This is a genomic window from Vibrio profundum (assembly GCF_050337555.1).
In the GTDB taxonomy this organism is placed as follows: Bacteria; Pseudomonadota; Gammaproteobacteria; order Enterobacterales; family Vibrionaceae; genus Vibrio; species Vibrio profundum.
Genome location: NZ_JAKJTA010000008.1, coordinates 177,748 through 197,537, shown reverse-complemented (window position 1 = coordinate 197,537; position 19,790 = coordinate 177,748). Strand labels below are relative to the sequence as shown.

Annotated in this window: 20 protein-coding genes; 15 read left to right on the top strand and 5 right to left on the bottom strand. The window is 46.3% G+C overall.

Annotated features, from left to right (window positions below; translation table 11 throughout):
- The first annotated feature begins 12 nt into the window (after positions 1 to 12).
- On the top strand, positions 13 to 1,245 hold the full coding sequence (locus L4C34_RS09605) for an FAD-dependent 2-octaprenylphenol hydroxylase (RefSeq protein WP_428789130.1): 1,233 nt from the start codon (positions 13 to 15) through the stop codon (positions 1,243 to 1,245).
- Between the two features lie 151 nt (positions 1,246 to 1,396).
- Here the strand turns inward: L4C34_RS09605 and L4C34_RS09600 are convergent, their stop codons facing one another.
- From L4C34_RS09600 to ygfZ, 3 genes are all read right to left on the bottom strand, one after another.
- Positions 1,397 to 1,603, bottom strand: a complete 207-nt coding sequence (locus tag L4C34_RS09600; RefSeq protein ID WP_428789129.1) for a DUF1107 domain-containing protein — start codon at positions 1,601 to 1,603, stop codon at positions 1,397 to 1,399.
- A gap of 365 nt (positions 1,604 to 1,968) precedes the next feature.
- Positions 1,969 to 2,448: an aminoacyl-tRNA deacylase gene (locus tag L4C34_RS09595; protein WP_428789128.1), complete on the bottom strand. Its 480-nt coding sequence runs from the start codon at positions 2,446 to 2,448 to the stop codon at positions 1,969 to 1,971.
- Positions 2,438 to 3,412, bottom strand: a complete 975-nt coding sequence (gene ygfZ / locus L4C34_RS09590) for a tRNA-modifying protein YgfZ (protein WP_428789127.1) — start codon at positions 3,410 to 3,412, stop codon at positions 2,438 to 2,440. The genes L4C34_RS09595 and ygfZ overlap by 11 nt, the downstream gene beginning before the upstream one ends.
- A 203-nt stretch (positions 3,413 to 3,615) precedes the next feature.
- On the opposite strand from ygfZ, the gene L4C34_RS09585 reads away from it, so the two are divergent.
- Both L4C34_RS09585 and L4C34_RS09580 read left to right on the top strand, forming a co-directional pair.
- Positions 3,616 to 3,876, top strand: a complete 261-nt coding sequence (locus L4C34_RS09585) for an FAD assembly factor SdhE (RefSeq protein WP_428789126.1) — start codon at positions 3,616 to 3,618, stop codon at positions 3,874 to 3,876.
- Positions 3,845 to 4,234 carry a YgfX family protein gene (locus L4C34_RS09580; protein WP_428789125.1) on the top strand — a complete coding sequence of 130 codons (390 nt, stop codon included), beginning with the start codon at positions 3,845 to 3,847 and terminating at the stop codon, positions 4,232 to 4,234. The genes L4C34_RS09585 and L4C34_RS09580 overlap by 32 nt, the downstream gene beginning before the upstream one ends.
- 149 nt (positions 4,235 to 4,383) lie before the next feature.
- Here L4C34_RS09580 and nadB read toward each other — a convergent pair whose 3' ends face one another.
- Positions 4,384 to 5,994, bottom strand: coding sequence for an L-aspartate oxidase (gene nadB / locus L4C34_RS09575; protein WP_428789124.1), 1,611 nt, complete (start codon positions 5,992 to 5,994; stop codon positions 4,384 to 4,386).
- A gap of 310 nt (positions 5,995 to 6,304) precedes the next feature.
- Between nadB and rpoE the strand changes: the two genes are divergently transcribed.
- The 11 genes from rpoE (at position 6,305) to acpS (ending at position 15,480) form a co-directional block, all read left to right on the top strand.
- A complete protein-coding gene (gene rpoE, locus L4C34_RS09570; protein WP_428789123.1) occupies positions 6,305 to 6,883 on the top strand; it encodes an RNA polymerase sigma factor RpoE in 579 nt (192 codons plus the stop codon).
- A gap of 26 nt (positions 6,884 to 6,909) precedes the next feature.
- Positions 6,910 to 7,485 (top strand): RseA family anti-sigma factor, encoded by a 576-nt coding sequence (locus L4C34_RS09565; protein ID WP_428789122.1) that lies wholly within the window; start codon positions 6,910 to 6,912, stop codon positions 7,483 to 7,485.
- 55 nt (positions 7,486 to 7,540) lie between these two features.
- Positions 7,541 to 8,557 carry a sigma-E factor regulatory protein RseB gene (gene rseB, locus L4C34_RS09560; RefSeq protein WP_428789121.1) on the top strand — a complete coding sequence of 339 codons (1,017 nt, stop codon included), beginning with the start codon at positions 7,541 to 7,543 and terminating at the stop codon, positions 8,555 to 8,557.
- The gene (locus L4C34_RS09555; protein ID WP_428789120.1) at positions 8,554 to 9,024 is read left to right on the top strand and encodes a SoxR reducing system RseC family protein; all 471 of its coding nucleotides are present in this window, start codon (positions 8,554 to 8,556) and stop codon (positions 9,022 to 9,024) included. Before rseB ends, L4C34_RS09555 begins: the two co-directional genes overlap by 4 nt.
- 106 nt (positions 9,025 to 9,130) lie before the next feature.
- Positions 9,131 to 10,924, top strand: a complete 1,794-nt coding sequence (gene lepA, locus L4C34_RS09550) for a translation elongation factor 4 (RefSeq protein ID WP_428789119.1) — start codon at positions 9,131 to 9,133, stop codon at positions 10,922 to 10,924.
- Between the two features lie 78 nt (positions 10,925 to 11,002).
- Positions 11,003 to 11,899, top strand: a complete 897-nt coding sequence (gene lepB, locus L4C34_RS09545) for a signal peptidase I (RefSeq protein ID WP_428789118.1) — start codon at positions 11,003 to 11,005, stop codon at positions 11,897 to 11,899.
- A 34-nt stretch (positions 11,900 to 11,933) separates the two neighbouring features.
- Positions 11,934 to 12,611 carry a ribonuclease III gene (gene rnc, locus L4C34_RS09540; RefSeq protein WP_428789117.1) on the top strand — a complete coding sequence of 226 codons (678 nt, stop codon included), beginning with the start codon at positions 11,934 to 11,936 and terminating at the stop codon, positions 12,609 to 12,611.
- Positions 12,604 to 13,566 (top strand): GTPase Era, encoded by a 963-nt coding sequence (era, locus tag L4C34_RS09535; RefSeq protein WP_428789116.1) that lies wholly within the window; start codon positions 12,604 to 12,606, stop codon positions 13,564 to 13,566. Before rnc ends, era begins: the two co-directional genes overlap by 8 nt.
- A 70-nt stretch (positions 13,567 to 13,636) precedes the next feature.
- Complete coding sequence (gene recO / locus L4C34_RS09530) at positions 13,637 to 14,365, top strand: DNA repair protein RecO (protein WP_428789115.1); 729 nt, start codon at positions 13,637 to 13,639, stop codon at positions 14,363 to 14,365.
- Complete coding sequence (pdxJ, locus tag L4C34_RS09525) at positions 14,362 to 15,093, top strand: pyridoxine 5'-phosphate synthase (RefSeq protein WP_428789114.1); 732 nt, start codon at positions 14,362 to 14,364, stop codon at positions 15,091 to 15,093. Before recO ends, pdxJ begins: the two co-directional genes overlap by 4 nt.
- Before the next feature lie 6 nt (positions 15,094 to 15,099).
- Positions 15,100 to 15,480, top strand: coding sequence for a holo-ACP synthase (gene acpS / locus L4C34_RS09520; RefSeq protein WP_428789113.1), 381 nt, complete (start codon positions 15,100 to 15,102; stop codon positions 15,478 to 15,480).
- Here the strand turns inward: acpS and barA are convergent.
- Positions 15,477 to 18,308: a two-component sensor histidine kinase BarA gene (barA, locus tag L4C34_RS09515; protein ID WP_428789112.1), complete on the bottom strand. Its 2,832-nt coding sequence runs from the start codon at positions 18,306 to 18,308 to the stop codon at positions 15,477 to 15,479. The genes acpS and barA overlap by 4 nt on opposite strands.
- Before the next feature lie 165 nt (positions 18,309 to 18,473).
- On the opposite strand from barA, the gene rlmD reads away from it, so the two are divergent.
- Positions 18,474 to 19,790: a 23S rRNA (uracil(1939)-C(5))-methyltransferase RlmD gene (gene rlmD, locus L4C34_RS09510; RefSeq protein WP_428789111.1), complete on the top strand. Its 1,317-nt coding sequence runs from the start codon at positions 18,474 to 18,476 to the stop codon at positions 19,788 to 19,790.

The following is a 19,790-nucleotide window of genomic DNA, read 5'->3' as shown; positions in this document are numbered from 1 at the left end:
AGGTTTAGAAAAATGATTCAAAGTGTGGATATCGCCATTGTTGGCGGCGGCATGGTGGGTTTGGCCCTTGCGGCAGCTTTCCAAGATAGCGATTTACGGATTGCTGTCATTGAAGGGAAAGAGCCTAGTGCTCAGTTTGATGATTTACCGGATGTTAGGGTATCGGCATTGAGCCGAGCGAGCGAAACGATCATTCGTAATTTAGGTGCATGGCAAGGGATTGAGCAGCGTCGGTTGTCGCCTTACCATAAGATGGAAGTGTGGGAGAGAGACAGCTTTGCCAATATCGACTTTTCCGCCGATCAAATCATGCAGCCCAATTTGGGCCATATCGTTGAGAACCGTGTCATTCAAGTGTCTTTACTCGAAAAAGTAAAAAGCTGCAGTAACGTTAGCTTGTTTATGCCCGCGAAATGCCAATCTATCAACATAGGCGAAAGTGAGGCATGGCTGACACTTAATAACGGCCAAGCGCTCACGGCTAAATTGGTGGTGGGTGCTGATGGAGCGAATTCATGGCTGCGTCAGCAGATGGCAATTCCTGTGACTCATTGGGATTATGGACATACAGCCATTGTTGCGAACATCAAGACGGAGCAAAACCACCAAAAAGTGGCGAGGCAAATTTTCACTCCGTCAGGCCCGTTGGCGTTTTTGCCTATGTCTCAACCGGATATGAGCTCCATTGTCTGGTCGACTGACTCACATCGAGCAGAGACGCTATCTCATTGTTCTGACAATGAATTTAATCAATCACTTAGCGCAGAGTTTGACGTTAGATTAGGACGATGTGAAGTGGTTGGTGAACGTTTTGCTGTACCGTTGAAAATGCGTTATGCACGTGATTTCGTTCTTGATCGTGTGGCTTTAGTTGGCGATGCGGCACACACTATTCACCCTTTAGCGGGGCAAGGTGTCAATTTGGGCTTACTTGATGCCGCGTGTCTCGCTGAGCAGGTAAGTAAGCTGTGGCAGAACAGTCAGGATATTGGTCTGAGAAGAAACTTACGTCCATTTGAACGCGCTAGAAAAGCAGAAGCTGCAAAAATGATTACGGCGATGCAGGGATTTAAAGAGCTTTTTTCAGGAGGCAGTCCTGTGAAAAAACTCCTGCGTGGATTTGGTATGAAAGTGGTCGCGAATCTGCCAGCCGCCAAGAGCGAAGTCATCAAACATGCGATGGGGCTGAGTGGCAATTTACCTGAATTGGCGAGGGTCAGTAAGGACAAAAGTGAAGCGCGCTAGAATCCTGTCGTCACTATTAGTGTGTAGTGACTACTAGCGTGTAGTAACTATGAGCATGTAGTGACTATGATCGCGTAGTTATTGTGAACGTGAGTTACTATGGGTGAGGCTGGCTGGGCAGCCTCACTATTCTGTATATATAACATGCTTGCTATACGTAGGCGCAGCGAAGTTTCAGTATTTCTTCATTCACCTCTTTTACCGCCTGAAAATGTCGATCTTTAGCTTTGGCTGGCAAGATCAATTTGCCATTATCAAATTCAAACCCGCCAACGCCGTGAATATAGAGTCTTCCCTTGAACAGTCGAGTGATATGTTTCGCTATCATAGTGGGAATATAGCGCTTAAACAGTCTCATAGTGTTTCCTTCCTAAATTTTAGCGCGGAAAGTATACCAGTACTCTCTTTGTTGTTTTGTGACAATACTGGATAAATGTATAGTTAAACCGCCCTTAGTTTAGATATTTATTCCGATGGCGAGAGAATTTGTGGTTAGAAAGTTTGCTTGTTAAGACTCGGCTATGCTTAGTGTATTCATTGCTGAGTGCCATTAACCTATGTGGTGTGCCCACGTATTGTCTTTCACCATTTTGCGTTGAGTATAGAAACCGGGTAGACGCTTTGTATCTATCGGTGTTAATAACTAGACAGCGCTCAGTATAATTAGTTCCGTCTATTGTCACTGACCGTATTGGGCTCTAAGGTTAGATGTTCACTATGTGTTTAATCGCGGCAGATATCAGCCCAAGATAGGGTGCAAAGACGCTCCAATTCTAGACGGCTGAGCGCAAGGCCAAAGTGCTTGTTTCCGCTACTGATGGAAACGTGAGGATGTTGCTGTAGTTTGGGGTCAAAAAGAATGGTGATGTCCTTTTGGGCAAGCAACAGTGGGTTTACAGTGCCTAACCCGTAACCAGTCACGCTTTGAATTTCAGCCTCACTCGCACAAGTCACACGCCGGCAGCCGAGTGCGGCTCGCACTTTTTTCGGATCGACCGATTGATCTCCTGGTATACATGCCAAAATGTAATTCTTCGCCATATCTTTCAGTAAGATTGACTTAACCATTTGGCTCGTACAGATGCCCCGTTGAGCGGCGGTCTCTCGAATGCTGGTGGTTGGTTTATCTTGAGGTAAGATCGTAAACTCAATACCTAGTGAAACTAGGTATTGAGTTACTTTGGTGCTGAAATTATTCGTCATCAAGCGAATAAGGTAGAGGTTGAAGAGACCAAATTGATTCTGGCTGGTCCGTCAGTCTTAGCTGCACATTGCTATCTAAATTATTGGGTAGCACAATCAAGCCAATCGTGGTGCCGTCGGCATAACGCAGGTGTGTCAGTAATTGTCCCGCGCTACGCCAGTTTTCGCCTACGGCTCGCTGTAACTCAATCGGGTTGGTCTGCTCATCAATATCAGCGTTTGAGTGGCCTTTGACCAAGTGCATTGAGCGTTTATTCATACCACGATATTTGGCGCGAGCGACGGTTTCTTGGCCCGTGTAGCAGCCTTTGCTAAAACTGATTCCGCCTAGCGCATGTAGGTTTAGTGCTTGAGGGATATGTTCAGTCTGAGCAAAGCTCGGTACAAACGGTTGCGCTTGCTCAATGTCTTGTTTAAGCCACAATCTTTGATCGATTTTATCTGCATCGCTGGCCTGGATGAGAGTTTGCACGGTTTCTTCATTAACCAACAACAGCCAGCGGTTCGCTCCGACTTTGACGGCGCTGCCACCACTGATAGCACGTACACTTCCTTCGTCTTGGCATAGAGTATCGATGAAAGCGTCAGCTTGTTCGCCCATAACACCCAGCAGGATATCTTGGCTTTGTTGGAATTCAACTTTGGAGAAGACCGAATATTTTTTTAGTTCTTGTAATTCTTTTTCGACTGCCGACTGAGCTTGCACCATGGCATAGCCTTGATTGTGATGGAATAAGCGAAAAGCACTCCATATCTTCCCTTTTGCGTCGCAGTGCGCGCCGAGCGTTGACTGCTGAGCAGATAAAGAAACGACGTCACAGGTAACTTGGCCCTGTAGATACGATTTTTTATCATCACCAGTGAGGGTGATCGTACCCCAAGAAGTCAGGTGAGCGATCGCTAATGCTGGAACGGGAGTCGTTTCAGTCAGCGATAGACAAGAAAATTCACTTTGCCAATTCATTGGTTCATACCTTAGCCATAGCCGTTCATTTTATGTCTTATGGTAAGGCTTATTGGTAAGGAACATCAAGAGGGCTGGCACTAATTGGGTACAAAGTAATAATGTCGGTGATGTCACGTTATTACTGTGATTAGGTTACTAGTGGAAATGAGCTCTGCTTGATACACTCAGGCCAAAGTTGCCACCTTCAGTTTGAGGATAAGATGTACACAAATGAAGAGAAAGCACGCGTAAAGTGGGCGTGTCGTAGAGGGATGTTGGAGCTGGATGTTGTGATCATGCCTTTTTTTGAAGAATGCTTCGAGGCGCTAACTGACAACGAACAAAAAGACTTTGTTGCACTTCTCGAGTGCGATGACCCAGATTTATTTAGCTGGATCATGGGACATAGTCGCAGTGAAAACCTAAGCCATGCGGCGATGGTAGATAAGATTGTCGCACACAACCGCAGTAAATTGCGTTAGATTATCGGCCTCTCCATCAGCGCGCGCGATATATTCTAACTTGCTGGTTGGGTCTGGATTAATTGCTTTGTTGGTGGTTTATCCGCTTCCACTTACGCCATCGCTGTTTTTGCTTGGCCTTATAATGCGCCGACTTCACACTGGGGCTTTTATGCCGTTGCCTTTAGTCGGCACTTTAGCGTTGGATGTGTCTGGGAAGTTGCAAGTAAATGGTATTGATTATCAGTATAAAAAGATGTTTACCATTTATGCAGAACTGTTTGTGATTATCGATACCCAGCAAGGGCTACGTTGGTGCGTATGGCGTGACAGTGTGAGAGAGGATGCTTACCGGCATTTATTAGCTTTATTCCGCTAGCGCTTTGGTTATTGATGTGAATAGGGCGTGCATTGCACGCCCTTTTTTTGACCACTCACCTATTTCACATCGTTCAGCTTGATACCGATTGGTTTAACATCGATTAGCAACTGCAATGACGAGATCTCGTATGGTTAGATCTCGTGTGACTAGATCTCGTATGGGCTGAGTATGGTTGGTCCGCTATCTTCGGCGAGTTCAGGGTAGTCTAGGGTGTAATGCAGCCCGCGACTTTCTTTTCTTTGCATTGCGCATCGAACCATTAGCTCAGCTACTTGCAGTAAGTTCCTAAGTTCAATGAGGTTATTGGATACTCTGAAGTTACTGTAGTACTCGTGCGTTTCTTGTTGTAGTAATTGAATTCGACGTAGAGCTCGTTCGAGGCGTTTATCTGTGCGCACAATTCCCATGTAGTCCCACATAAACAATCTCAGCTCGTGCCAGTTGTGTTGGATGACGACCTCCTCATCCGAGTTACACACTTGGCTTTCATCCCAAGCGGGCAGTGATGGCGGTAAACTGGCATGTTTGATGTGTTTCAGAATATCAGTCGCCGCAGACCAAGCGTAAACGACACATTCTAACAATGAGTTGGAAGCCATGCGGTTTGCGCCGTGTAATCCAGTATAACTGACCTCACCGATGGCATACAAGTTCGCCAAGTCGGTTTGGCCTGTTTGGTTAACCATGACCCCGCCACAAGTGTAATGGGCGGCTGGAACGATAGGGATCGGCTCCTTGGTCATATCAATCCCAAGCTCTTGCAAGCGCATATGAATGGTCGGAAAATGCTTTTCGATGAATTCAGCAGGTTTATGGCTGATATCGAGGTACATGCAGTCGATGCCTAATCGCTTCATTTCGTAATCGATGGCTCTGGCGACAACATCTCGCGGTGCAAGCTCTGCTCGTTCATCAAAGTCCAGCATAAATCGGGAACCATCTGGGCGTTTAAGGAAGGCTCCTTCACCTCGAAGTGCTTCGGTCAGCAAAAAGTTTCGTGCTTCAGGGTGGAACAAGCAAGTTGGGTGGAACTGATTAAATTCCAAATTGGCAACGCGGCAGCCCGCTCGCCATGCCATGGCAATGCCATCACCAGAGGAAACGTCTGGGTTGGAGGTGTATTGATACACCTTAGATGCACCACCTGTGGCGAGCACAACAAATTTTGCGCGCACGGTTTCGACATGTTCGTCGTTACGATTCCAGATGTAGGCGCCAATGGCTTTATTTTTATCGCCGCCAATTTTATCTTCGGTAATGATATCGAGGGCGTTGTGCAACTCAAATACGTCGATATTGGGGTGATCGTGAACATTATCTTGTAGAGATGATTGCATCGCCACCCCTGTGGCATCGGCGGCGTGTAGTATTCTTCTGTGGCTGTGACCGCCTTCACGAGTCAAGTGATAGCGAGGCTTACCATCATCACTGTTTTCTTCTCTGTCGAATGGCACACCGCCATCAATCAACCATTGCACACAATCTTTAGCGTTCTCTGCAATGAACTGGACGGTGTCATGTTCGCAGATTCCAGCGCCAGCGATATGAGTGTCCTGTACGTGGGACTCAATACTGTCTGATTCGTCGAATACCGCTGCAATGCCCCCTTGGGCGTAATACGTTGCGCCTTCGCTGCGAGGCCCTTTACTTAGTACGATAACTTTGCCGTGCTCTGCGACTCTCAGGGCTAATGATAAGCCAGCTGCGCCGCTCCCTATGACTAAAACATCACACTGATGCTCACGATGTGCATTCATAAAAATCTATCTTCCCGAATGGCGAAATTTTCATATTAATAAATGGAGTTTGCAGGTCAGGTTCGTAGTCAATCTTCGCGAAATTTCGTTGCTTTTAGTGGTGTTCATTATTAGATTGACTAACCAAACTCGTTGTATAACCTCATGGGTATATCATAATGAGTAAATTAATTACGAAATTTTTGAACTTTTCTTGCATAACTAGGTCACAATACTGCTCATGACAGCGGTGGTGTCAATACTACATTTTGCATAATTAAAGCTCATATCTCGTCAGATGGGGTGATTCACAATAGGAGTATGGGCTCGAATGAACGAGCAGATAACCGATCAAGTATTGATAGAGCGAGTTCAGAGTGGAGATAAGCAAGCATTTAATTTGTTAGTTCTACGCTATCAGAACAAGGTATGCAACCTTATCTCACGTTATGTTAGCAACTCGGGAGACGTTGCAGACGTAGCGCAAGAGGCGTTTATTAAAGCGTATCGTGCGATCCCAAGTTTTCGCGGAGAAAGCGCATTCTATACTTGGTTGTATAGGATTGCGGTCAATACAGCAAAAAATTATATTGTTGCGCAAAGTCGGCGGCCTCCAGCCAGCGACGTAGACGCAGAAGAAGCCGAATATTTTGAAAGCAGTAACGCTTTAAAAGAAATATCGAACCCTGAGAACTTAACGCTGTCCAATGAATTGAAGCGCGTAGTTTTTAGTGCGATTGAAGCGTTACCTGAAGATTTAAAAACTGCAATGACATTGCGTGAGCTAGATGGCCTTAGCTATGAAGAAATTGCAGATGTGATGGACTGTCCTGTAGGGACAGTGCGCTCTCGTATATTCCGTGCTCGTGAAGCGGTGGAAAAGAAAATCAATCCTCTTTTGCAACGCTAATCCCTGTAATGAAAATGGTGGAAATAATGGCTGACAAAGAAAAACTTTCAGCACTCATGGATGGAGAAGCGATCGATAACGCTTTAATCAGTGAATTAGAGCAAGATCCTGAGGCTTTACTTACGTGGAAACACTACCACTTAGTGGGAGATGTGATACGTGGTGAGCTGCCAGAAAAAGTGGAATGGGATATCGCTGGAAGTGTTGCTTTAGCGTTAGAGGACGAGCGGGCACATAGCACTCTGACAAACGCGAAGCTTGCCTCTCAAGATGCAACTCTTGAGCCTCAACCTAATCCGATAAAAGCTCGTCGTCAGCTGCCGGCATGGCTATCTCAGTTGGGTCAGGTGGCAATTGCCGCTAGTGTCACATTAGCTGTGGTTGTCGGTGTGCAGCAGTATGGCGTGCCTAGTCAGGCCACACAAGCAGAGCAACCGGTCCAAGTGCTATCTACTGTGCCATGGGGTGGTTCGGCTTCACCAGTTAGCTTGACTCGCCAATCGCTTGAAAATAGCCAAGAAAATTTGCGTCAGCGAGTGCATAGTTATTCGTCTGACTTTGATAAACAAATGTTATTTGGTAGCCAGTCTCGTCAAGATTAGTCACAGGCGATACAATCGTGCGACGAGCTTTCCAAGCGTAACAATCGGTAGTTGAATGAAAAAAATTCTCTTCGCGGTGCTGGCGATGTGTGCCCTTAATTCTGAAACAGTGTTGGCTGCTGATGCTAACACTGCTCAGGCGTTATTGACCGAGATGCACCAAGCCAGTCAGCAGTCAAATTATCAATTGTCTTATATTGTTATCAATAGAAATGCAATTGAGCCCCTTCAATATAGCCATGCGGTGGAAGAAAACCAACAAGTTGCCCATTTGGTCTATTTGAGCGGACCTATGCGTGAAGTGATTCGTCGTGGCAATGAGATCAGCTATATTGATGCTAGCTCTGAACCATTTACTATTCGCGCTAATTACATGGTAGCGCCGACTTTACCTTTGCTAAACAGCAATATTGAGCAGCTTAGCCATTATTATGACTTTATCCCATTGGGCAAAGCCCGAGAGGCTGGAGCCACCTGCCAAGTGCTACGCATCGTGCCTAAAGACGGCATGCGTTATTCCTACATTCTTTGGGTGGATGAGAATTCTAAGCTTCCCCTAAGAGCTGATTTAATTGATCGCAATGGTGATATCTTAGAGCAGTTTCGTACCATTTCCTTTGTTGTTGGCAAAGAGGTAATGCAGCACCTCAGCGGCCTCAAAGAAGCCACCTTGCCACAGGTACTTTCGTTGCCGAAAAGCAATTTACAGCAGACGTTCTGGAAGGCCAGTTGGGTTCCAAATGGTTTTAAAGCGCGAGAGTTAAATCGTTACAAACTAGCAGGAACGGATCAAATAGTGGAAAGTCAGCTATTTAGTGATGGCCTGTTCGATTTCTCTATTTATGTGTCTGCTCATAGCGGCCAATCACTAAAAAATCAGTTAGTTCGTCAAGGGCGAAGAACACTACAGATTTTTATCAATGGTGAACATGAAGTCGCGGTGATTGGTGATATTCCACCGGAAACTGCGCAGCGCATTGCGCGTTCGGTTAGTTTTTCTGCTGTGAAAGCTGGTGCTGAGAACGAATCCAATCAAGTAGAAGGCAGTAACAGAGAGAGTAGTTTGCAATGATGACTGCTCTGGCCACGGTTGCAAAAGTTCAACCGATGAAATCTGGTTATCAAGTTGAACTGAGTTGTGAACAGCAAACAAGCTGTAACAGCTGCTCGTCACAGAAAAGTTGTGGAACGGGTATTGTCACCAAAGCGGTTGGAAATAAGACGTTATCATGGCGTTTATCTACGTTGCAGCCGGTTCAAGCGGGTCAAGTGGTTGAAATCGGATTTCCTGAAAAAAGTCTTTTGAAATCAGCCTTTATTGTTTACTTGGTCCCCTTGTTTTCGCTGTTTGTTGGTGCGTTTATCGCCCACAGCCTTCTTGCCCCGATGCTTCATACGGGGGAGGGAACCACTATTTTGTTTTCTGCTATGTTTACTGGGCTTGGTATTCTGCTGGCAAAAAAACTTTCTCACCATATGGAGAAGGAAGCTGAGCGCGATGTGGTGCTGGTGAGGATCTTGGGAGAACCAATTAGCTAGTGCGTCTTGGCGAAAAATTGGGTAGAATCTGCCAACCTGAAAGAAATGCCGCGAAAATGTGGTGTTTTAGTTTCCTTTTTGCAACGAGTTTAGTCACGCCGTACTTATGAAGCATATCCGTAATTTTTCGATCATCGCCCATATCGACCATGGTAAATCCACGCTGTCAGACCGTTTAATCCAAGATTGTGGAGGATTGAGCGATCGTGAAATGGCCTCTCAAGTACTCGATTCTATGGATCTTGAGCGCGAGCGCGGGATCACCATTAAGTCTCAGAGCGTGACATTAAACTATACCGCGAAAGACGGTGAAACTTACCAGTTGAACTTTATCGACACTCCTGGGCACGTTGATTTTGCCTATGAAGTTTCACGTTCACTTGCGGCATGTGAAGGTGCATTGCTGGTTGTGGATGCAGGCCAAGGTGTAGAAGCTCAGACTCTCGCCAACTGTTATACCGCAATGGAAATGGACTTAGAAGTGGTGCCAATCTTGAACAAGATTGACCTTCCTGCTGCAGACCCAGAGCGTGTTGCCGAAGAAATTGAAGACATCGTTGGTATTGATGCCCTCGATGCAACTCGCTGTTCAGCGAAAACTGGCCTAGGTGTTGACGATGTACTGGAAAACATTGTGTCGTCAATTCCAGCACCAGAAGGCGATCCTGATGCGCCGCTGCAAGCTCTGATTATCGACTCTTGGTTTGATAATTACTTAGGTGTTGTTTCTTTAGTACGCGTTAAAAATGGTGTGCTGAAGAAAAATGACAAAATCAAAGTGATGAGTTCTGGACAAATTTGGGGCGTTGATCGCCTTGGTATCTTTACACCAAAACAGATTGATACCACTGAGCTTAATACCGGTGAAGTAGGCTGGGTTGTGTGTGGTATTAAAGATATCCTAGGCGCGCCTGTTGGTGATACGTTAACCCAAGCCAAAAACGGTTGTGAAGAAGCCTTACCAGGCTTTCAAAAAGTGAAACCTCAAGTTTATGCGGGTCTGTTCCCTGTATCATCTGACGACTATGAAAACTTTCGTGATGCGCTTGGTAAGTTAAGCCTTAACGATGCGTCGTTATTTTATGAACCAGAGAGCTCTGCTGCACTAGGGTTTGGTTTCCGTTGTGGCTTCTTGGGGATGCTGCACATGGAGATCATCCAAGAGCGCTTAGAGCGTGAATATGATTTAGATTTGATCACCACAGCGCCGACTGTAGTGTATGAAGTCGAAACCACGGCTGGTGAGCTGGTGTATGTTGATAGCCCAGCCAAATTACCTGCAGTCAATGATGTCGAAGAAATTCGCGAGCCGATTGCCCGTTGTAATATCTTGGTGCCATCGGACTACCTAGGTAATGTGATTACCTTATGTATCGAAAAGCGTGGTATGCAGGTTGATATGGTCTATCACGGCAATCAAGTCGCAGTAACGTACGATATTCCAATGGCTGAAGTTGTCCTCGATTTCTTTGACCGATTGAAGTCGACATCGCGCGGTTATGCATCCCTCGATTACAACTTCCAACGCTTTGAAACGTCAAGCATGGTACGCGTAGATGTACTACTTAATGGCGATAAAGTTGACGCGCTCGCAATCATTACCCACAAAGATCAAGCGCAGAGCCGCGGCCGTCTCTTAGTGGAAAAAATGAAAGAATTCATTCCACGTCAGATGTTCGATATCGCGATTCAAGCTGCTATTGGTAACCACATTATCGCTCGCTCTACAGTGAAGCAGCTGCGTAAGAACGTGATCGCCAAATGTTATGGCGGTGATGTGAGCCGTAAGAAAAAGCTACTGAAGAAGCAGAAAGAAGGTAAAAAGCGCATGAAGCAAATCGGCAATGTCGAATTGCCGCAAGAAGCCTTCCTTGCCATTTTGCATGTAGGTAAAGAGTAAGACTCGATTTACAGATTAGACTCGCAATGAATGGTGGCGCGTAGCGTCACCATTTTCAATCGCAGATAAGGACAATCCATGGCTAATACCTTTTCAATTATCCTAGTGATCATTACGTTAATCACTGGCGTAGTTTGGGCTCTCGAAAAATGGGTTTGGGGCAAAGCTCGCTTGGCGAAAATTAAGCAAGTTGAAGCACAGACCAATGGGCTTGACGATGTAGTTGTGGCCAAGATGAAGACTCAGCCATGGTGGATCGAAAATAGCGTGTCGATTTTTCCTGTGATTGCGTTTGTTCTTATTTTGCGATCGTTCGTGTTTGAACCTTTTCAAATTCCGTCAGGCTCGATGATGCCAACCTTATTGGTGGGTGATTTTATTCTGGTGGAAAAATTTGCTTATGGATTGAAAGATCCAGTTTGGCATCATCAACTTGTGGATGTTGGCCAGCCAAAGCGTGGGGATGTTGCGGTTTTTCGTTACCCTCTGAACCCGAATATTGACTACATTAAACGTGTCGTTGGTTTACCAGGGGATGTTATTCGCTACAACAGCGATAAAACCTTGTGTATCCAGCCGAAAGGCAGCACAACGTGCACCGATGTTGCTGATTCAAACGTCCATGAAAGCCGTTTTGTGCAAAATGGAATTCCGTTGATAGAAAAAACCGAGCAATTGGGCGCGGTGCAGCACCATATTTTGATTAACCCAATTCGTAAAGATAGAACTTACGAGTATCAGCCGAGACCGGGAGTTGACGAGTGGGTCGTTCCGCCGGGTGAGTACTTTATGATGGGTGATAACCGTGACAATAGCGCAGATAGTCGTTATTGGGGCTTTGTACCTAAAGCCAATTTAGTTGGTAAAGCCGTTGCGATCTGGATTAGCTTTAAGTTTGATCGCAGCCCAAGCAGCGTTTTACCATCTTGGGTGCCAACTGGTGTGCGTTTAAACCGCATCGGTAGCATTAAATAGTCTAACTAAGTTAGACCTGTAAAGTTGAGAGAGTATGAATTCTCCTATTAGTAAACTAGAAACTAAGCTTGGCTATCAATTTGATAATGCTGAGCTTATTCATTTGGCTCTGACACACCGTAGCGCCAGTGGTAAGCACAACGAACGTCTAGAATTCCTGGGTGATTCAATTTTAAGTTTTGTGATCGCAGATGAGCTCTATCACCGTTTTCCTAAAGTAAACGAAGGTGATATGAGTAGGATGCGCGCGACCTTAGTCCGTGGTAATACGCTGGCTGAACTGGGTCGAGAATTTCAACTAGGAGATTACTTAAAATTAGGTCCAGGTGAGTTAAAGAGTGGTGGCTTTCGTCGTGACTCGATTCTCGCAGATGCAGTAGAAGCGATTATTGGTGCTGTTTATCTCGATAGTGATATTGAGGTGGCAAGAAAGATAATTTTGAGCTGGTATGCGTCTCGCTTAGATGCGATTGAACCAGGTGTTTCACAAAAAGATCCGAAAACACGCTTACAAGAGTTCCTTCAAGGTCGAAGAAAACCGCTGCCGGTTTATACAGTGACTAAAATTAAAGGGGAAGCTCATAACCAAGAGTTTACCGTATCGTGTGAAATTGCCGGCGCTCAACAGCCTATCATAGGCATGGGAACTAGCCGACGTAAAGCGGAGCAATCGGCTGCTGAAGCTGCATTGGAGACACTAAATAATGTCTGAGAACGAAATAGATCTAGACGCATATTTTGCGTCTGCAGGTGAATCAAGCACACCTGAAAATCAACATTGTGGCTTTGTCGCGATTGTTGGCCGTCCTAACGTGGGCAAATCAACCTTGCTCAATCAAGTGCTAGGTCAAAAGATATCCATTACTTCGCGTAAGCCGCAAACTACCCGTCACCGAATCATGGGTGTTGAGACAGAAGGCGATTATCAAGCGATCTATGTCGATACGCCGGGACTACACATCGAAGAAAAACGAGCGATTAACCGCTTAATGAACCGCGCAGCGAACAGCTCACTTAGTGATGTTAACCTAGTTCTATTTCTCGTCGATGGTACTCAATGGACCCCAGATGATGAAATGGTGCTTAACAAGCTGAGAAAGTCGAACTTCCCAGTGATATTGTGTGTCAATAAAGTTGATAACGTTAAAGACCGCAACGAAGTGATGCTGCACATGCAGGCAATGTCCACCAAGATGGACTTTGTTGATGTGGTGCCAATTTCTGCTAAGCACAATAAAAATATCGATGTGATTCGCAAGCATGTACGTGAAGCTCTGCCAAAGGCAACGCATCACTTCCCTGAAGAGTATGTGACGGATCGTTCACAACGCTTCATGGCATCGGAAATCCTACGTGAAAAGCTGATGCGCTTCACCGGCGACGAGCTTCCTTACTCTGTCACGGTTGAAATCGAGCGTTTTGACTATAACCCAGATACCGATGGCTTCCATATCAATGGTTTGATTTTGGTGGAACGAAGCGGCCAGAAGAAAATGGTGATTGGTAAAGGTGGGGACAAGATCAAAACAATTGGTCGTGAAGCTCGCTTGGATATGGAAGAACTCTTTGGCCGTAAGGTGTATCTAGAAACTTGGGTGAAAGTGAAATCCGGTTGGGCCGATGATGAAAGAGCGCTCCGCTCACTAGGCTATATCGACGATCTATAATCATAAATAACCTAAGTATTTTCCCAAGAGAGAGCGCAGGCTCTCTCTTTTTGTATCAGTGAGGAATCGAGTGTCTGACGGCTTACAGCGGTGCTTTATTTTACATCGCCGCCCTTACAGCGAAACTAGCCTCATTCTGGATGTGTTGAGTGAAGAACACGGGCGATTGACGTTGATGTCGAAAGGCGCGCGCAGTGCACGGTCTCCGCTGAAGGCGACACTGCAGCCTTTTACTCCTTTGTTGCTCAAATGGTCAGGGTCTGGCTCAATGAAGACCCTGCGCCAAGCGGAAGCCATCAGTTTGGGAATCCCCTTAACTGGCTTGTACTTATACTCGGCGTTATATGTTAACGAATTGCTTGCCAGAGTTTTGCCATCTGAAGTGGCCATGCCCGCCTTGTTTCACGACTACCTTGCAGTAATAACCGAACTTGCCCAGAGCGAAAACCCAGAGCCTTGCTTGCGCCGATTTGAGTTGGCTTTATTATCCGCGATTGGTTATGGCGTCGATTTCTTGTCTTGCTATGGTTCTGGGCAGCCAGTAGAGCCGGGTATGACTTACCGTTTTCGAGAACAAAAGGGTTTCATTGCGAGCATAAAACGCGACAACCTTACTTTTGTGGGTGATGAACTCATTGCGATGGCAGAGCGTCGTTTTGTTACGCCAGCGCAATTAAAAGCGGCAAAACGCTTTACTCGAATGGCACTAAAGCCGTATCTTGGCGGTAAACCATTAAAAAGTAGGGAGCTGTTCACCAAAAGGCCATCAGCTCCTCCAACACGGAGTAATGAACAATGAGTTCGATTTATTTAGGCGTTAACATCGATCATATCGCAACGTTACGTAATGCCCGCGGCACCAAATACCCAGATCCCGTCCATGCTGCAGAAGTTGCAGAGCGTGCAGGCGCGGATGGCATCACGGTTCACTTGCGTGAAGATCGCCGTCATATCAACGATCGAGACGTTCGCCTACTTCGTGAAACCTTACAAACGCGGATGAATCTGGAAATGGCGGTCACCGACGAAATGATCGATATTGCCCTAAACACTCAACCTGAGTATGTGTGTCTTGTGCCAGAGAAGCGTGAAGAGCTTACGACGGAAGGCGGCCTAGATGTGGCTGGCCAGCTAGAGAAAATAAAGCTGGCGACCGGAAAACTGACCGAGGCAGGAATTAAAGTGTCGCTGTTTATCGATGCGGACAAACGTCAGATTGACGCTGCGAAAGCATGTGGTGCTCCGTTTATTGAATTGCATACCGGCCACTATGCCGATGCGAGTGATGATCAAGATAAGCAAGATGAGCTGAAAAAAATCGCTGCGGCGGCTAGCTATGCAGGCGATTTGGGCATCACGGTCAATGCTGGCCACGGCTTAACCTATCACAATGTTGGCCCAATCGCGGCGCTGCCGGAAATCTATGAACTTAACATTGGTCATTCAATTATCGGTCGAGCAGCGTTTGATGGTTTAGCCAAAGCTGTGGCTGATATGAAAGCGATCATGGATACGGCTCGTAGGTAACAGGATATGGCAATTCTAGGCTTAGGGACGGATTTGGCTGAAATTGAGCGCTTTGATAAAGCGCTGCAACGTTCCGGCGATGCATTGGCGAAACGTGTTTTGACCAATGATGAGTACGTTACGTACCTCGCCCGTAAAGACAAAAGTCGTTTTCTAGCGAAGCGTTTCGCTGCTAAAGAAGCGGCTTCCAAAGCGTTAGGCACAGGGATTGCCAATGGCGTTACTTTCCAAGACTTTAATATATACAACGATGACGCTGGAAAACCGCATTTATCATTGATTGACCGCGCTGCGGAACTGGCTGGTGAGATGGGCGCTAACCATCTCCACCTTAGTATCTCAGACGAACGCCATTATGCAGTGGCGACCGTGATTTTAGAATCTTAGCCGTCGTTATCTGCATTGGTATTTGAAGTAAGGTAGCTGGCAGATTGCTCGGTTACCTTACTAATTTCATCTTGTAATTCAAATAGCTCAGGCTCAATTTGTTCAACGGTACTGCCCGAACGTAAGGCGGCTTCTAATGTCGCACAGACGCTTTTTAGCCTAGGTACACCGCTGTAAGCACAGCTACCATGCAGTTTGTGAATGTGCTGCAGGAGCTGCTGAGTGTCTGCGCCATTGTCCATTTCTAGCGCGTGTTGTACGCAAGTTAGTACGTCAGGAAATGAATGCACTAGCATACTCAACATTTCTTGGGCGAGCTCTTCCTTATTCGCTGATTGCTTAAGGGCGAGTGACCAATTGATTATCGATTGATTGTCGTTTGATACCACTGTTGCTAGAGGGGAATCACCGAGCTGCGCTGAGTTTGAAGCGGCGTTTGTGAGTGCGCCTGTCTCAGGCAGCATATTGCCTCCCCACTGAGATAACACCTCCTGAAGCCTCACTTCCTCGATGGGTTTGGTGAGGTAGTCATCCATGCCTTCAGCTAATAGTCTATCTCGCTCGCCACTCATTGCGTGTGCGGTTACGGCAACTACAGGAGTCGTAGCGTTGAGCAGTGTGGTTTTGATGTGTTTGCAGGTGGTCACGCCATCCATGTTCGGCATTTGGATATCCATCAGAATAAGATCAAACTGCTGCGATTTCGCCTGCTGTATTGCCGATTGGCCATTCGAACACGTAACCACATGTGCTACCTGTTCTTGTAACAAAGCAGAAATAAGCTTGAGGTTTGCAGCATTGTCATCCACCGCCATCACGCGCAGTGGCAATTTGTTATGGGTGTTGTCGTTGGCAGGCTCAATATATTCCAGTGGCTGCGGTTTTGGTTTATTGGCCAACAAAGCGTGCAGTAATTTCTTCTTGGCGAGAGGCTTGGTTACGCACTGTATCTGGTACATTTTCGTGAGTTGATCGGCCAGTGCTAAAGAAGTACTTGGCGTTGCGACCACCACATGAGGCGTAATACTGAGTGCCCATTTTAGCTGCCTTTCAACTTCACGGTAGCTGTGTTCTATGCAAGGGCTTAAGTTCAAGACGATATAGTCGTGGTGTGAGCTAGACTCGGGGAGGGTTTCTTCATATGTGACTTTAAGGCCTGCCTGTTCTAGTTGTTGTTGAGCAATGGCTGCAGTACGTTGATTAGGCTCAACGAGTAATAGACTGCGGTTGTGGAGCAGCTCCGCGCCAAACAGGTCGCCCATCGGCATATCGGTGGCGTGTAGGCTTAAGGTAAACCAGAAAGTAGAGCCTTGATGCAAACGGCTGGTGAGGCTGATTTCCCCACCCATTTGCGCGACTAATTTTTGAGTGATGACTAAGCCTAGCCCAGTACCGCCATAGCGACGTGAAATACTGGCGTCTGCCTGACTAAAGGCTTGGAACAGTTGAGCTTGCTGTCTTTCGGAAATGCCGATGCCCGTGTCACGAATCATGAACTGAAGCTCGACTTGCTTGTCTTGTTGGGTACGTAGCTCGACACTGATATCGACGCTGCCTCGCTCGGTGAACTTAATGGCATTGCCTACCAAATTGGTCACGATCTGCTGGATGCGCAGTGGGTCTCCGACTAAACCTGCGGGGATCTTAGGATCGACTTTTAGGGTGATTTCTAAATTTTTCTCATGCGCACTGGTGGCTTGTAAACTCACGACTTCTTCAAGATTTTCTTGGAACTCAAATGGTATTTGTTCTAGTGCTAATTTTCCGGCTTCTAGCTTAGAAAAGTCGAGGATATCATTGATAATAGTTAATAAGTTATTCGCTGATTTCTCGATGGTACCGAGATAATCTGCCTGGCTATGAGAAAGTTGAGTTTTCAACATTTGCCGAGTAAAGCCAATCACTCCGTTTAGTGGCGTACGCAGTTCATGCGACATATTGGCTAAAAACTCGGATTTTACCCGCGCGGCTTCTTGAGCACGCTTTTTAGCGATATCCAACTCAACGTTTTGAATCTCTAATTGTTCTAAGGTCTCGCGTAAATCTGAGGTCGCTTGGTCAATACTGTGCTGCATTTCAATGTGGTATTCCGACAAGGAAGCTGCCATAGCATTGATACCATTTTTGAGCTCGTCGAGCTCGCCATGCAATTTCCCTTCTATCCTGACATCAAGGTGGCCACGACGGATACGGTCGACGGTGTTTTTCATGTGAGTAATGGGCTTAGTAACATCGTGGAGTAAGCGAAAAGCAAAAATGCTCGATAGCCCTAACCCCGCTATTAGCACCAAAAACGCGAAGAAGATTTCTTGATACTGCTGCAACCTCAGCGACGATAAATCGAGTTCTACCGAGATATACCCCAACGCTTGATTCGGCCCTGCTTGGCCTGACAAAGTGTTGATGTACCCCCCTTCTGCGAGGATAGGAGAGCGCAAAATAAGGGTGTTGTCGTGCTGCTCAGAAGTGCCGACCAGAGGAATGGGTTTATTTTTGGGGAAAGTCAGCTCTTGGAAGTTAGGGTGAAAGTTAGAAGTGACAAATAAATCGTGATTGTAATCAAACACAGCAATACTGCGGACAAACTTCGAATTTTTTCTATGCGCAAAACTGATTAGGCGGCGCACCGACTCTCGGTTACGATTTTTGAGCCCTTCAGCACTCGCAATGGCCAAAGGGTTAATGATGCTCAGGCCTTCATTGACGACCTGCTGTTCTAAATCGTGGTAGCGGCTGAATGAAAAAAACGCGCTTAACAATAATCCAACGATTAAGGTTGGCGCCAGTGTTAACGCGATTACACGGGTTTTGAGGCCATATCTTGTCATTATTATCTAAACATCATCTCGTGGATATGGGAAAATAACTCGCTGTGCGAACTATTAAGCTGATTGTTTAGCTTAATCAAGTCGCGACAGTTCGACAATCACCAAAATAGCAAATACTGCACGCTTGGTGAATGACACGCTCAATTTTATATGTGGACTAAGATCATGGCTCGCTTTTTTCAACCGAAAAAATCAAAATTAAATACGAAACATCAACGTCTTATGGTTGAAAAGCTCGATCATCTCGGTGCGGGGCTCGGTTACCTCGATGGTAAGCCAGTCTTTATTCCCAGCGCGCTGCCCAGCGAGGAAGTGTTGATTCAGTTGACCGAAAGTAAGAAAAACTATGCTCGAGCGAAAGTCATCAAGCGCCTTACTTCGGCAGATGAGCGCGTAGAACCGTTTTGTCCTCACTACCAACAATGTGGCGGTTGCCATTTACAGCATTACTCGGAGCAGGCACAAATCGAGCACAAGCAGCAGTCATTAATGCAATTAATGGAAAAGTTGTCAGGTCAAACTGTGCCACTTGATGAATCGATTATCAGCGAGTCAACAGGTTATCGCCGCCGGACCCGTTTGAGCTTAATGTTGGATAAAAAAAACCACCAACTTGCTTTTGGCTTTCGTAAGCAGCAAAGCAATCAGATTGTAAACATTGCGCAATGTGCCGTACTTGATCCTGAACTGAATGCATTGCTGCCAGCGCTTAAGACGTTGTTTCTCGGCTTCAAGAAGAAACAAGTTCTCGGTCATGTGGAGTTAGTGAAAGCGGACAATGGTGTGGTAATGGTACTGCGCCATACGCAGGCATTAGCCTCTTCTGATTCTGAAGCGCTACAACATTTTGCCAGCGAACATGCGTTGACTTTGTATTCTATGCCGAGTGAAAACGAATTGGTGAAGCTCTCTGGTGAACAGCCAATGTATCAAGAGGCTGGCACGCAAATCGCTTTTCAACCCAATAACTTTATTCAAGTGAACCAAAAAGTGAACCAACAAATGGTGGCGAGAGCCATGCAATGGTTGGAACTTGATGAGCAAGATCGGGTCTTAGATCTGTTCTGTGGTGTTGGTAACTTTAGCTTGCCGATCGCCCAAGTGGCTCAGCAAGTGGTTGGCGTTGAAGGTGTGCAAGCGATGGTGGATCAAGCGTCGCAAAATGCGCGGTGTAATCAGCTAAGCAATGTCGCGTTTCATCAAGCGAATTTGGAACTCGATGTCATGGCGAACTCTTGGGCTCACGGCGGTTTTGATAAAGTATTGCTTGATCCCGCGCGAGCTGGTGCCGCTGGAGTGGTCGAGCAGATTGGCCAACTGAGTCCGACTCGCGTGGTGTATGTGTCTTGCAATGCGGCAACACTAGCACGAGACAGCCAAAGCCTTTACGCGCAGGGATACGCCTTAAGCAAACTGGCGATGTTAGATATGTTTCCGCATACGCACCATTTTGAATCAATGGCCTTGTTTGTGAAAAATTGA

Coding starts and splice junctions, on each gene's coding strand:
- L4C34_RS09600 (WP_428789129.1), bottom strand. CDS start 1,603: ATGAGACTGTTTAAGCGCTATATTCCCACTATGATAGCGAAACATATC.
- L4C34_RS09565 (WP_428789122.1), top strand. CDS start 6,910: ATGGCTGACAAAGAAAAACTTTCAGCACTCATGGATGGAGAAGCGATC.
- rpoE (WP_428789123.1), top strand. CDS start 6,305: ATGAACGAGCAGATAACCGATCAAGTATTGATAGAGCGAGTTCAGAGT.
- ygfZ (WP_428789127.1), bottom strand. CDS start 3,412: ATGAATTGGCAAAGTGAATTTTCTTGTCTATCGCTGACTGAAACGACT.
- rseB (WP_428789121.1), top strand. CDS start 7,541: ATGAAAAAAATTCTCTTCGCGGTGCTGGCGATGTGTGCCCTTAATTCT.
- L4C34_RS09585 (WP_428789126.1), top strand. CDS start 3,616: ATGTACACAAATGAAGAGAAAGCACGCGTAAAGTGGGCGTGTCGTAGA.
- rnc (WP_428789117.1), top strand. CDS start 11,934: ATGAATTCTCCTATTAGTAAACTAGAAACTAAGCTTGGCTATCAATTT.
- nadB (WP_428789124.1), bottom strand. CDS start 5,994: ATGAATGCACATCGTGAGCATCAGTGTGATGTTTTAGTCATAGGGAGC.
- lepA (WP_428789119.1), top strand. CDS start 9,131: ATGAAGCATATCCGTAATTTTTCGATCATCGCCCATATCGACCATGGT.
- acpS (WP_428789113.1), top strand. CDS start 15,100: ATGGCAATTCTAGGCTTAGGGACGGATTTGGCTGAAATTGAGCGCTTT.
- era (WP_428789116.1), top strand. CDS start 12,604: ATGTCTGAGAACGAAATAGATCTAGACGCATATTTTGCGTCTGCAGGT.
- L4C34_RS09555 (WP_428789120.1), top strand. CDS start 8,554: ATGATGACTGCTCTGGCCACGGTTGCAAAAGTTCAACCGATGAAATCT.
- pdxJ (WP_428789114.1), top strand. CDS start 14,362: ATGAGTTCGATTTATTTAGGCGTTAACATCGATCATATCGCAACGTTA.
- rlmD (WP_428789111.1), top strand. CDS start 18,474: ATGGCTCGCTTTTTTCAACCGAAAAAATCAAAATTAAATACGAAACAT.
- barA (WP_428789112.1), bottom strand. CDS start 18,308: ATGACAAGATATGGCCTCAAAACCCGTGTAATCGCGTTAACACTGGCG.
- L4C34_RS09605 (WP_428789130.1), top strand. CDS start 13: ATGATTCAAAGTGTGGATATCGCCATTGTTGGCGGCGGCATGGTGGGT.
- L4C34_RS09595 (WP_428789128.1), bottom strand. CDS start 2,448: ATGACGAATAATTTCAGCACCAAAGTAACTCAATACCTAGTTTCACTA.
- lepB (WP_428789118.1), top strand. CDS start 11,003: ATGGCTAATACCTTTTCAATTATCCTAGTGATCATTACGTTAATCACT.